General features: G+C 70.3%; 9 protein-coding genes and 1 pseudogene. 5 read left to right on the top strand and 5 right to left on the bottom strand.

Features of this window, described 5'->3' with window-relative positions; genetic code table 11:
- Positions 1 to 98: 98 nt before the first annotated feature.
- The 3 genes from OG430_RS46930 to OG430_RS46920 form a co-directional block, all read right to left on the bottom strand.
- Positions 99 to 1,193 (bottom strand): hypothetical protein, encoded by a 1,095-nt coding sequence (locus OG430_RS46930; protein WP_327358857.1) that lies wholly within the window; start codon positions 1,191 to 1,193, stop codon positions 99 to 101.
- Between the two features lie 46 nt (positions 1,194 to 1,239).
- A complete protein-coding gene (locus tag OG430_RS46925) occupies positions 1,240 to 2,076 on the bottom strand; it encodes a siderophore-interacting protein (RefSeq protein WP_327358856.1) in 837 nt (278 codons plus the stop codon).
- 67 nt (positions 2,077 to 2,143) lie between these two features.
- Positions 2,144 to 4,696, bottom strand: coding sequence for an amino acid adenylation domain-containing protein (locus OG430_RS46920; RefSeq protein ID WP_327358855.1), 2,553 nt, complete (start codon positions 4,694 to 4,696; stop codon positions 2,144 to 2,146).
- A 255-nt stretch (positions 4,697 to 4,951) separates the two neighbouring features.
- Here OG430_RS46920 and OG430_RS46915 point away from each other — a divergent pair.
- Positions 4,952 to 5,107: pseudogene (locus OG430_RS46915) on the top strand (DDE-type integrase/transposase/recombinase); the annotation flags it as partial.
- A 340-nt stretch (positions 5,108 to 5,447) separates the two neighbouring features.
- Here the strand turns inward: OG430_RS46915 and OG430_RS46910 are convergent.
- A complete protein-coding gene (locus OG430_RS46910; RefSeq protein ID WP_327358854.1) occupies positions 5,448 to 6,026 on the bottom strand; it encodes a TetR/AcrR family transcriptional regulator in 579 nt (192 codons plus the stop codon).
- A gap of 94 nt (positions 6,027 to 6,120) precedes the next feature.
- Here OG430_RS46910 and OG430_RS46905 point away from each other — a divergent pair, with 94 nt between their 5' ends.
- The 3 genes from OG430_RS46905 to OG430_RS46895 all read left to right on the top strand — a co-directional run bounded on the left by OG430_RS46905 (position 6,121) and on the right by OG430_RS46895 (position 6,707).
- Positions 6,121 to 6,267, top strand: a complete 147-nt coding sequence (locus OG430_RS46905; protein ID WP_327358853.1) for a hypothetical protein — start codon at positions 6,121 to 6,123, stop codon at positions 6,265 to 6,267.
- 74 nt (positions 6,268 to 6,341) lie between these two features.
- Positions 6,342 to 6,488, top strand: a complete 147-nt coding sequence (locus tag OG430_RS46900) for a hypothetical protein (RefSeq protein WP_327358852.1) — start codon at positions 6,342 to 6,344, stop codon at positions 6,486 to 6,488.
- Between the two features lie 72 nt (positions 6,489 to 6,560).
- The gene (locus tag OG430_RS46895) at positions 6,561 to 6,707 is read left to right on the top strand and encodes a hypothetical protein (RefSeq protein WP_327358851.1); all 147 of its coding nucleotides are present in this window, start codon (positions 6,561 to 6,563) and stop codon (positions 6,705 to 6,707) included.
- 3 nt (positions 6,708 to 6,710) lie between these two features.
- Here OG430_RS46895 and OG430_RS46890 read toward each other — a convergent pair whose 3' ends face one another.
- Positions 6,711 to 7,337 carry a 5' nucleotidase, NT5C type gene (locus OG430_RS46890; RefSeq protein ID WP_327358850.1) on the bottom strand — a complete coding sequence of 209 codons (627 nt, stop codon included), beginning with the start codon at positions 7,335 to 7,337 and terminating at the stop codon, positions 6,711 to 6,713.
- Between the two features lie 225 nt (positions 7,338 to 7,562).
- Between OG430_RS46890 and OG430_RS46885 the strand changes: the two genes are divergently transcribed.
- The gene (locus OG430_RS46885) at positions 7,563 to 12,776 is read left to right on the top strand and encodes a type I polyketide synthase (protein ID WP_327358849.1); all 5,214 of its coding nucleotides are present in this window, start codon (positions 7,563 to 7,565) and stop codon (positions 12,774 to 12,776) included.
- Positions 12,777 to 12,855 lie beyond the last annotated feature (79 nt).

The raw sequence follows: 12,855 nt of genomic DNA, 5'->3' as shown, positions 1-12,855 counted from the left end.
GCTAGTCGGAAGTGCGGGGCCCCGGCAGCATGGATCGGCGCGGAAAATGGAAAGCATTCAGGAAATCGGCTTCGAAGAGCCGGTCGAGGATCACCGAACTACTCGTCGGGTCCGTCCGGCGTGGCGGCGCCGAGTCGCCGATCGCGGAATCTCTGGAGAATCTCCACTGCGGGAACCCTGGAGCCGGGCGCGCGGAGACTCGATTCGCGATCGCCGCCGAACCTCGAGCAGACGAATATGTGCGCGTCGTAGGCTGTCGACATCGCCTCGAGCAGCACCTTGTAGGACTTGCCGACGGCCGGAGCGGGCGACGCGACCAGCGGCTTGACCCGATGGAACAAATTGAGCAGTATCCGGTGATCGCGCAACTGGAGACCGCTGAACTTGGCATTGATATGCGGTGGCAGCATCGCAGGCCGTACCGCGTCCGTGTAATGCGTGCGCGTGAAGTCTCCGGCGTACCGCAGCGACGCCCCGGACCCGATCATCAGTACCGTGGCGTCCTCAAGCAGCCGGCAAGCGCTGTCGATGTCTTCCGGATCGTCCTTGAGGCAATCCTCAAGGCAGCCGACCGACACGATCAGCGCCTGGATGAGCGCGAAGAACACTTGATGACCGAGACGCCAGCGGATCAGGGGATCGCCCTTCGCGTGGACGGCCCCCATGTCCGTGCCCTGCACCTGAGCGCGAGCTGCGTACTCGAACGGTGTGCCGGCCACTCCGATGCGCCACAGCATGTGGAATGTGGTCCAGAACGCCTCACGCAATTGGGCTCGTTCACCGCTGCTGAGACTTATCCCGGCTGACAGCGCGTCGTTGAGCTGGCTGCGGAGGGCTTCGAGCATCGTGCAGGTGAACGTCTCCACCGAATTCCCGGTGACCCTGATCGCGCCGAAGAACAGATCGTGTTCCTCGTAGAGGTCCTCCGGCAGGGTCTTTCGCTCCGCGTCGGTGTACTTGGTGGCAGCGGCCGGTGCGGCCAGGCAGGCCAGGGCGGCATCGACTGCGGACAGTGCGCGTCGGTCGGAGTCCTGTGGCGTGATGTCGATGACGGTCCGCAACGCGTCCGCGGTGCGCTGGTTCATCGTGCCGGTGAGGGCGCCTCTTGAGACGGGAAGCTCCTCCGCCTTCAGCAGGTGGAGGGGTGGGATATCAGCATGATGAGCCTGCACTTCACCATCTGCAGCACGCATTGCCAATTACTCTCTTTCGGTGTCGAGATCTGGAAAAGGCCGAGAGCTACGCCGCCGGCGCGTCCTCCGTGTCACGGTTCCACTCGGACTTCGAGGACTGCCAGCCGTCTTCGTCCGCCCCGCGTCGCCAGTAGCCGGAGATGGACAGCTGATCGCGTGTCAGGCCGCGTTCCAGCCGAAAGTGATGCCGAATCGCTTTCACGAAGTGCGCCTCACCATGGACAAAGGCATGGACCGTTCCGGTCGGGAAGTCCAAGGCGGAGACGGCCGCTTGGAGCGAGTCGCCGATCTGACGCTCTCCGCGGTGCAGCCAGATGATCTCGGCATCGGCCGGTGTCTTGATCTCCTGCTCCTCTTCCGGGCCGGAGACCTCGACGAACGCTTTGGCGATCGCTCCTGGCGGCATTGCCTCCAGGGCAGCCCCGATCGCGGGCAAGGCGCTCTCGTCTCCGACGAGCAGATGCCAATCGGCCTCCGCCGCGGGCGAGTAGCCGCCGCCGGGACCGCTGAAGTAGATCTCTTCCCCGGGCTTGACCTTCGCGGCCCAGGGGCCGGCCAGACCGCTTTCACCGTGACAGACGAAGTCCACGGACAGTTCGACCGCAACCGGGTCCCACCGACGGACCGTGTACGTACGGGTCCTGGGCCACTGATCCCGGGGGAAGTCCCGGCGAATGGCCGCGATGTCGAAAGGCTCGGGGTACCGGACATCCTCCAGAGGGAAGATCAACTTGATGTAGTGATCGGTGTGCTGTCCGGCGGTGAATTCCCGCAGGCCCGCACCGCCCAGCACGACCCTGGCCATGTGCGGGGCCACCCACTCGACGCGCAGCACCCGCCCTCGGTGCAGCCTCGACCTATTGGACGTCGGTTTGTCGGACATCATTGGCTCCTCGCCTGCTTCATCATCAGGACTGCTTCTTCAACGCTGCTTCTTCAGGCCTGCTTCTTCAGACCTGTTTCTTCAGCGCTTGAGCCAGAACCGGAGCAATATCCGCGAGCGCATCCGCACTCATCATCTGCATGTGCTCGAACGGGGTCGCGTGCCTTTCGATCCGACCGTTCACATACGGTTCCCAGACGTCCGCAAGTCCGGTGGACGCACCGTCCCGCCCGGCCGCTTCGAAGAAGAGCATGTCGCCGTCGAACTTCTCGGGGGCTGTCGCTCGGCTGATCCTGAGGTTGTTCGCCGTGATGTCGATGAGAGCGGCAACGGTGCGTTCCTCAAGGCTGGCCAGCGTTCCGCCATGGGACTTGAGAATTTCGAGGATCCGTGGCATCTCGATCGGGTCGTCGCCCGGCTCGGCGTAGAAGGCCCCGATCCCGTCGAACGCGAGCTCCAGGAGATCACGCCGGCTGCGCGTGCTGTCCTCGCTGGCATGCCCTCCGGTACCGGCATCGACCACAGCCAGCAGGGACACCTCCTCGCCCTGCTGCTGGAGGCGGGCCGCCAGGTTGTGGGCGACCTTGCCGCCGAAGGACCAGCCCAGGAGGGCGTACGGGCCCGACGGCTGGATCGCCCGGATCTCATTCAGGTAGTCCTCGACCATTTCATCCAGATCGGCGGGGAGCGGCACGTCCGCGGCCAGGCCACGGGCCTGGAGCCCGTACACCGGGTGCCCCTTGGGGACGTAGCGCAGCAGCCCGGCGTAGCACCAGGCCATGCCGCCTCCGGGGTGCACGCAGAACAGAGGCGAACGGACGCCGGCCGGTCGCAGGCTGAGCACGGACTCCAGTGCGCTGTCCTGCTCCCCGCTGTCCGCCTGACCCAGGTTCGACAGAGCGGCCACGGTGGGAGTTTTGAGCAGGCGGTGAATCGAGAGCTTCACGCCCAGGATCGTCCGGATCCGGCTGATCAGGCGGGTGGCCAGCAGGGAGTGGCCGCCCAACTCGAAGAAGTTGTTGTCGATTCCGACCTTGGGCACGTTCAGGACCTCGGCGAACAGCCCGCACAGGATCTCTTCCCGCGGTGTTCGCGGACCGCGTCCGGCTCCGGCTGTCCTCGACATGTCCGGGGCGGGCAGGGCCCGTCGGTCCAGTTTGCCGTTGGTGGTCAGCGGGAGCTGGTCGAGGACCATGAACGCGGTGGGGACCATGTACTCCGGCAGCAGACCCGCCGCGTGCGCACCCAGGGCCTCGGTGTCCACGCTGCGTCCGGTTTCGGCGACCGCGTAGGCCACGAGGCGTTTGTCGCCGGGCTGGTCCTCCCGGGCGATGACCGCGACCTGCGACACCCCCGGGAAGCAGCTCAACACCGCCTCGATCTCGCCGAGTTCGATGCGGAACCCGCGGATTTTCACCTGGTCGTCGACCCGGCCGACGAACTCGATCTGCCCCTTTTCGGACGAGCGGGCCAGGTCGCCGGTGCGGTACATGCGGCTGCCGGCCGGCCCGAAGGGATCGGCCACGAACCGCTCCGCCGTCAGATCCGCACGCCCGAAGTAGCCACGGGCCAACCCCGCACCCGCCAGATACAACTCCCCGTCCACGCCTGCCGGAACCAGCGACAAGGTCTCATCGAGAACATAGGCGCGCATGCCGTCCAACGGACGCCCGACCGGCACCGGCGCAGGTACCGAATCGGCCGTGGTCCAGGGGGCCTGGGTCGCGAACAGGGTGGTCTCGGTCGGACCGTAGGCGCAGCGCACCACCGTGTCCGGGCAGTGCTCAAGAACCCGGCGCACCGCGGTCGGGGAGATCACGTCACCACCGGTGATCACCTCCCGTACGCCCGCGAAACAGCCCGGATCCTCCTCCGCCATCACCCGGAACAGACCCGCCGTCACCTGAAGCCCGGTGATCCTCTCCTCGATGATGAGACGCGCCAGCGCCGCCACACTCAGATCGCCGTCCGGCGTGATGACGGTGCGCCCGCCGTGCAGCAGCGGCACCCACAGTTCGTACGTCGAGGGATCGAACGCATACGGAGCCACCATCAGCACCCGCTCATGCGCCCCCGCCCCGAACATGCCGTCCACGACCAGGTCGAGGATGTCGCGGTGCGTGACCGCAACACCCTTGGGACGACCCGTCGAACCCGACGTGTACATCACGTACGCGAGTTGCTCCGGACGGCTCTCCACCCCTGGATCGCCGGCCGGCAGCCCGGCAAGCTGCACATCCTCGTCCACCACCACCAGGGCAGCACCAGTGGGCAGACCACGCTCGCGCATCACCCGGTCGGTCAGCAGTACCGACGCGGACGTCTCGTCCACGATCCACTGCATCCGCTCCAACGGATAACCACTGTGCAACGGCAGATAAAACGCCCCCGACTTCAACACCGCGAGCAGGGCGACGGCCAGGTCCACCGAGCGGTCCATGAGCACCGCCACCGGCGCCTCCGGACCCACCCCCAGATCCAGGAGTCGATGCGCGAGTTGATTCGCCCGTTCGTCCAACTCCCGGTACGACAGCTCCCGCCCGGCACACCGCACCGCCACCGCACCCGGCGAACGCAACACCTGAGCCGCGAAAGCCGCCGGCACCGATTCGCCAACCAACGTCAAATCCCACTCAAGTGACCGATCGTCGACGAAATCGGCAGCACCTGCAGCATGCATTGCGGATCACTCTCTTTCGGTGTTGAGGTCGCACGTGTGTCGCATGGGGAGGGCACTGTCACGTTGCTTGAGCCTCGTGAAGTGATCTTCTGTGTCGGCCATCCGGGTCCCGGGAGGGGCTGCTCGTGGACGCCGCGCCGTCGTGCGAGGGGGCGCAGGTGGTGCGCCAAGTCCGGCCAGGGCTACGCCAACCGGCTGCGCCGCCTCGTGAAGGGCTGCGAGTACGCGCCCGGGGTGCTGGTCACCGACAAGATCCGCTCTTACGGAGCTGCCCACCGCGAGGTCATGACGTCCGTGGTGCACCGAAGTTCGAAGTGCCTCAACAACCGTGCGGAGAACGGCCACCAGCCCACCGCCACCTGCTCGCCGACCGCACCTACCGAGCCGAAATGACCGAACTCTCGTAAGCGAGCGAGCCTGTCTCGTGACGGTGGGTCTCGGTGGCGACGATCGTCGGAGTCATAGGGGTTCCCTTCTCGGTGGTTCGCCCGTTGGCGCCGGGGCCGCCCCTTCGGCGAGGCCTGCTCCTGCGAACACCTTGCGGGGCGGCGCTTGAGATCCCCTTGAGAAACGGATCGGCCGTGCTGGACCACCCCTGTCGGCACGAACGCGTCCTGGCCGAGAACGTCTGATCAAGGCCTCGACCGGACAAGCACAAGGCCCCTTGCGAATCGCGGTGACGCGCGGCCGCTCAGGCCGCGGCCGGCAGCAGGCGCCTGGTCAGTTCGCCGATGAGGTCGGCGTCCGCATAGTCCGCGAGGACGCCGGGCGCGGTGAGGTCGTCGAGGTTCATGCCGTGCAGCGTGAGGTAGAGCAGGACGACGTCGATGCGGTCGCCGGGCAGGCCCGCGTCCAGGTGGAAGCGGACGTTCTCCTCGACCACCCCGCTGAAGATCTTGTTGAGCTCGGCGCCGAGTTCGGGGCGGCGGGTGCCTTCCAGGCGCAGTTCCAGCATCGCCAGATAGCAGCTGCGGTCGGCGTCCATGCGCTCGCGGACCTGCCGGAGCAGGAGCGCCACCAGGTCAGTCGACGGCGCGGCCCGCATCGTCGTGGCCAGCGCGGACGGATCCGGGGTGAGGCGCTCGCTGGTGCGTTCCATGATCTGCCGCAGCAATCGGGCGCGGTTCGCGAAGTAGTTGGAGCAGGTGCCGATCGGCACCTTGGCCTCGGCGTCGACAGCACGCAGGGTCAGGCCGCGCGAGCCCTCGCGGGCGAGAACTTCGATGGCCGCGTCGAGCAGTGCGGTGCGGCGTGCGGGGTTCTGACGCATCGGATCCTCCGGGGGATGTTGACACCACTGCATCTGCAGTACTACATTCAAAGTACCACGAACGAAGTGGTCACCGAAAAGCCAAGGAGAACCCATGCGAATCCGTTCCAGCAACGAGACCGGCACCAGCGCCTTCACCCAGTTCAACGGCGGCGGCCGACGCGGCCAGGGCTTCCGACAGCCCAAGCCGCACTCCGTACCCCGACCGCGCCCGCTGCCCAAGCCCGGAACCCGCCGGTGAGAACAGCGCAGGAGAACCGCACAGCCCTCGCAGCGCCCACGCAACGCACCGCAGAACACAACCCGAGGAGCCCCATGCGAATCCGCATCACCCACCAGGCCGACACCAACGCCTTCACCCAGCTCAACGCCGGCGGCCGACGCGGCCAGGGCTTCCGACAGCCCAAGCCCCGCTCCGTACCCCGTCCGCGCCCGCTGCCCAAGCCCGGAACCCGCCGGTGAGAACAGCACACGAGGGCCGGACTACCGCCCTCGCGCCGACCGCCCAGTCAGCAGTGACCTCAAGGAGCCCCCATGCGAATCAACTTCACCCACCAGACCGACACCAACGCCTTCACCCAGCTCAACGCCGGCGGCCGACGCGGCCAGGGCTTCCGACAGCCCAAGCCCCGCTCCGTACCCCGACCGCGCCCGCTGCCCAAGCCCGGAACCCGCCGGTGAGGTTCAGTGGGCGGGGGTCGGGCGGGAGCCCTCCGGGAGTGTCCGGCCCGGAGGGCAGGCGATGGACTCGGCCTCCACCAGGGCGAGGAACTCGGGCCAGTCAAAGACCCGTTCGGCCCGGTGGTCCGCGATCGGGGCGTGACACCACAGCACCGGGCGGGCATGGCCGGCATCCACCAGGGCATCGCAGTTGCCCGGCGAGTCGTCGAGGAACACATCGGTGGGCCGGCAGCCCTTGTCGGCGGCGATCGTCAGCGAGTCGACCGGGAAGTCCCACTTGCCGAGCCACTGGGCCGTGCGATGCCAGGCCAGTGACGCAGGCACCCCCGCGACGGCGCGGGCGGTGACGTAGTGCAGGCGATGACCGGCCCGGGCAAGGGCATCGGCCGCCTCCAGGGCACCCGGCAGCGGGTCGCCCTGGGTGAACAGCACACCGTCGTGCACCGCACGACCGCACAGCGCGAAGAACTCCTCGGCCGTCAGGCCCCATTGATGGACGTACCAATCCCAGGATTCGGGCTCCGCCGAGCACGGACGTTCCAGTACGTCGGTGGCGTAGCGCGAGATGACGTCGACGAAGGGGTAGAGCACCCCGTCGATGTCGAGACCGATGTCGAGCTTGCGGGTCATGGCAGCCCTTCCTGACACCTTCCGGCAAGACCTGCCCCGCATCGTGGGGCGCCCCGCGCAAGGGGCGCGCAACACCCGCTCCGGCAGCAGCCGTCGAGCAGACACACACCGCACTTGCTCCGCACTTGCCCCCCTCTGGCTTTGGTTCAAGAACGAGCCAGGACCCCCCAGGACCCCCCAGGACCCCCAAAAGGACCCACCCCTCACACCGGAGGCCGTAGACCCGTGACGCAGCGACAGCAAGCCGAACCCATCGCCGTCATCGGCATCGGATGCCGCCTCCCGGGCGGGATCGACACCCCCGACGCGTACTGGCAGTTCCTCCTCGACGGCCGAGAGGCGGTGGGCGAACTGCCGCCCGAGCGCTGGCAGGCGTACGCCGACCGGCCGGGCACGGCCCGCGCCCTGCGCAACGCCCCGCGCAGGGGCGCCTTCCTGGCCGACGCCGCCGGTTTCGACGCCGCGTTCTTCCATGTCACGCCGCGCGAGGCCGAGTTGATGGACCCTCAGCAGCGGCTCACCCTGGAGGCGAGCTGGGAGGCCTTGGAGGACGCGGGGATCGCGCCCCACACCTTGGCGGGTGGCGACGCCGGCGTGTTCATGGGCGTGGGGTCCGACGACTACGGGCGGCAGATGCTGGAGGACCTGCCGTCCATCGAGGCCTGGTCCGGGATCGGCGCCTCGCTGTGCGCGGTGGCCAACCGGGTTTCGTACGCCCTCGACCTGCGCGGCCCCAGTCTGATCGTCGACACCGCCTGCTCGTCGTCGCTCGCCGCCCTGCATCTGGCCTGTCAGAGCCTGCGTGGCGAGGAGTGCGGTGTCGCGCTCGCGGGCGGGGTGCAGTTGGTGGCGGGGCCCGGACTTTCCCTCGTGCTCGGCGCGGCGGGTGCCACCTCCCCCGACGGCCGGTCGAAGTCCTTCGACGCCTCGGCCGACGGCTACGGCCGCGGTGAGGGCGTCGGTGTCCTGGTCCTCAAGCGGCTGTCCGACGCGTTGCGCGACGGCGATCCGGTACGCGCCGTGATCCGCGGCAGCGCCCTGCGCCAGGACGGCCGTACGAACGGCATCATGGCGCCCAGCGGCCCGGCCCAGGAGCAGGTCGTGCGCCAGGCGCTGCGGCAGGCCGATGTCGACCCGCTGACCGTTGATTTCGTCGAGGCGCACGGCACCGGCACCCGGGTCGGCGACCCCGTCGAAGTGGGCGCCCTGGCCCGGGTGTTCGGGGCGGACCGGCCGGAGGGCAGGCCCTGTCTGATCGGGTCCGCCAAGGCCAACATCGGGCATCTGGAGGCGGGCGCCGGGGTCGCCGGCGTGATCAAGGCGGTGCTCGCCCTGGAGCACGGGGTCGTGCCGCCGACCGCGAATGTCACCACCCTCAACCCCGATGTGGACTGGGCGAGTTCGGGCCTGGATGTGCCGACGGCCCCCGTCGAGTGGCCCGAAGGACAGGACGTACGGCGGGCCGGGGTGTCCGGTTTCGGGTACGGCGGGACGGTCGGTCACGTCGTTCTGGAGCAGGCTCCCGAGCGGGCCGGCGAGGAGCGCCGGGCCTCGGACGGGCCCCGCCTGTTCGCGGTGTCGGGCGCCTCCGAGGACGACGTACGGGCACAGGCCGCCTCGCTCGCGCGGTGGTTGCGCGAGCCGGAGGCCCGGCCCGGTCTCGACGACGTCTCGCACACCCTGCTCGCGCACCGCACCCACGCGGCGTACCGCGCGACGGCGGTCGCGGCGGGCCCCGAGGAGCTGGCGGCCGCCCTGGAGGAGCTGTCGCGGAGCGGGGCGAGCCCCGCCACCGCGACCGGACGCGCCCTCGGCTCCGGTGCGGGTGATCCCGTGTGGGTGTTCTCCGGGCACGGATCGCAGTGGGTGGGGATGGGGCGTGAACTCCTCGCCGAGGAGGCCGAGTTCGCGGCCGTCGTCGAGCGGGTCGAGTCCGTCTTCCAGGAGGAGCTGGGGATCTCGCCGCGTGAGGTGCTGCTGCACGGGCCGTTGACGGACACGTCCGTGGTGCAGCCGATGATCTTCGTGGTGCAGGTCGGCCTCGACGCCGTGCTGCGCGCCAAGGGGCTGCGGCCAGGCGCCGTCGTCGGGCACTCCGTCGGTGAGATCGCGGCCTCCGTGAGCGCCGGGGTGCTCTCCCTCGACGACGCCGCCCGGCTTATCTGCCGCCGCTCGCGGCTGCTTCGCCGGGTCGTCGGCGCCGGTGCGATGGCCATGGTGGGCCTGGAGTTCGCGACGGTGCAGGAGCGGCTGGCGGGCCGCGAGGACGTGGTCGCGGCGATCGCCGCTTCGCCCGTCTCGACGGTCGTGTCGGGCACGCCCGAGGCGGTGGCCGAGCTGTGTACGCGGTACGAGGCCGAGGACGTGATGGTGCGCCGGGTCGCCTCCGACGTCGCCTTCCACAGCCCGCAGATGGACCCCCTGCTCGACGAACTCGCCGCGGCGGCAGCAGGGCTGACGGTACGTGAACCGGCTGTTCCCCTCTATACGACCGCCCTGGACGACCCCCGCTCCCCCGCGCCGCGCGACGGCGCCTACTGGGCGGCCAATCTTCGCAACCCCGTCCGCCTGGACCGGGCCGTCGTCGCGGCGGCCGAGGACGGACACCGTGTCTTCGTCGAGCTGTCCGGGCATCCGGTGGTAACCCACTCGATCGGCGAGACCCTTGAACACCTCGGCCACAGCGAGGTGTTCGTCACCGGCACCCTGCGCCGCGAACGGGGTGAGCGGGCGACGCTGCTCGCTCACCTCGGCGCGCTGCACTGCCACGGCGGCGTACCGGACCCCGGAGCGCTCGCCCCCGACGGGGCCCTGGTCGCGCTGCCGCGGCGGGCCTGGCAGCACACCCCGTACTGGCGCACCGGGTCACCGGGCGGTGCCGCGCCCGAGGAGCACGACGTCGACTCGGGCACCTTGCTCGGCGCGGAGCTGACGGTGGCGGGGGCGGTGTCGCCGCGCGTGTGGCGGACCCGGCTCGACCACGACAGCCGGCCCTATCCGGGCTCGCACCCGATCCACGGCGTCGAGGTCGTGCCCGCCGCCGTGCTCCTGCAGACGTTCCTCGCCGCCGGGGGCACCGGCGTACTGACCGACGTACGCCTCAAGGTGCCGGTGACCGTGGCGGGCGAGCAGGAGATCCACGTGGTGCGCCAGGACACCGAGGTGAGCATCGCCTCGCGGCGGATCGGCGCCGACGGTCAGGGGCAGGACGGGGACGGCGGCGCGGGCGCGTGGAGCGTCCACACCGTGGCCTCGCTGCGGGACGCCGAGCATGCCACGGACTGGCTCGACGACCTCGACCTGGGCGCCGAGCTGCCGGAGCTCAGCCCGGACGCGGTGGTCAAACGTCTTGACGCGGTCGGCGTCGGCGACATCGGTTTCCCCTGGGAGTCGCAGGCGCTCGCCGGGGACGGCGACCGACTGCGCGCCCGGCTGCGGCTGCTGCCCGCGACCGCGCCCCGGGGGCTGGCCGCGGCGTCCCTGCTCGACGCGGTGTTCTCGGTCGCCCCGCTCGCCTTCCCCGACGACGGGGTGCTGCGCATGCCGTCGGCCGTCGAACGGCTTTGGCTGGCCGGGGAGTTGCCCGACCACGTCACCGTGCATGTCCTCACCGACCCGGCCTCGCCGGGCGACACCACCCATGTGGTGGTCACCGACGACGGCGGGGCGGTGCTCAGCACCCTCGACGGGCTGCGGTTCGCGACCCTGGAGGGCGACGTACGGTCGTCCGTGCCGCCGCAGCGGCTCGCCCACACGCTCGACTGGCGGCCGGTGGAACTCGCCGCGGAGCGCCGGTCCCGGCTGCGCACCGTGGCGCTGGTCGGCGAGGCGGCGTACGCGGACCGGGTGACCGCGACCCTGACGGCCGCGGGCCTGCGCTGCCTACGGGTACAGGCGGCCGACGAACTGGGGCCGCTGATCGACGAGTTGGGCCGCGACGACGCGGTCCTGGTGCTGCCCGACCTCGAAGGCTCCGCCGCTGGTGCGCAGCGCTCGGCCTGGCGGCTCGCCGCCACCGCCCAGCTGCTGCTCGCCCGCTGTGGAGCGCTGCCGCCCCGGCTGTGGGCACTCACCTCGGGCGCCTGGCAGGCACGCGGGGCGGACGCGGTCGCGCAGAGCGCGATGTGGGGGCTGACCCGGGTGATCGCGGGTGAGCATCCCGAGCTCAACGCGCGCGCCCTTGACCTCGACCCGGATGTCGCACTCGACCTGCTGCCCGACGTGCTGCGCTGCGCACCCGAGCCGGAGATCCTGCGGCTGACCGCGGGCGGTGCGACGGCGGCCCGCATGGTGCCGTGGTCCGCCGGCGACACCGGCCCGCGTGGCGAAGGCTCCGCCGACGGGCTGCGGTGCCGCGCCGACGGTACGTATCTGATCACCGGCGGACTCGGTGCGCTGGGCCTCGAAGTGGCGAAGTGGCTGGTCGGCCGAGGCGCGCGGCGCCTGGTGCTCGCCGGCCGGACGGCCCTGGAACCGCGTGCCGCCTGGCCGCAGCTCACGGACCCCGCCGCGCTGAAGCGTGTGGAGGCGGTACGACATCTCGAAGCGCTCGGCGTGACCGTGCGGAGCGTGTCCCTCGATGTCGCCGACCCGGACGCGGCGGCCGCCGCCCTCGATCCCGAAGCGCTCGGCCTGCCGCCGATCTGCGGCGTGGTCCATGCGGCCGGCGTGCTCGACGACCGAATGCTCGCGGACCTCGACGAGGCGTCGCTGGAGGCCGTGCTGCGGCCCAAGGCGAAGGGCGCGCTCGTCCTGGACGCGCTCTTCCCGCCCGGCAGCGTCGACTTCTTCGTGCTGTTCTCCTCGGTGGGCTACCAGTTGGGGCTGACCGGCCAGTCGAGTTACGCCGCCGCCAACGCCTGCCTCGACGCGCTGGCCCGCCACCGCCGGGCCCTCGGCGACACGGGCGCCACGAGCTATGCGTGGACGTCGTGGCGCGGCAGCGGCATGGGCATCAGCGACTTCGTGGAGGCGGAACTCGCCGACCACGGGGTGGGGTCCGTCGATCCCGCCGACGCCCTGCGCGCCTGGGAGTACACCGGCGACGGCGGGAGCGGCTATGTGGCGGTGGTCCCGGTCCTCGGAGCGGTGACGCTGCCCGTGCTCCAGGAGCTCGCGGCCGCCGAGGCCGACGCGCCGGGCGAGCAGGACGATCCGACCGAGCTGATCGGAGGGCTCGGGCCCGACGAACTCCATGCCCTGCTCCTGGCCGAGGTGGGCAAGCAGATCGAGGCCGAACTGGGCCTGCACGCCGCCCAGTTGGACGTACACCGGCCGCTGACCGAGCTGGGGCTCGACTCCGTGATGACGCAGTTGCTGCGGCGCGGACTGGAGAAGAGGTTGCGGATCAAGCTCCCCGCCACGCTCGTGTGGAAGCACCCGACGGCTGCCGCCGTCGCGGGCTTCCTGACCGAACGACTCAGTTCCGCCTCCGCGTAGCCGCTCCGCTGGGAGGCCGGTTTCGAATCTGCGGGCGCGTCGTGGCTGGGCGCGCAGTTCCCCGCGCCCCTTCGGGGCA

Source organism: Streptomyces sp. NBC_01304 (genome assembly GCF_035975855.1).
Classification (GTDB): domain Bacteria; phylum Actinomycetota; class Actinomycetes; order Streptomycetales; family Streptomycetaceae; genus Streptomyces.
This window is presented reverse-complemented; position numbering and strand designations above follow the sequence as displayed.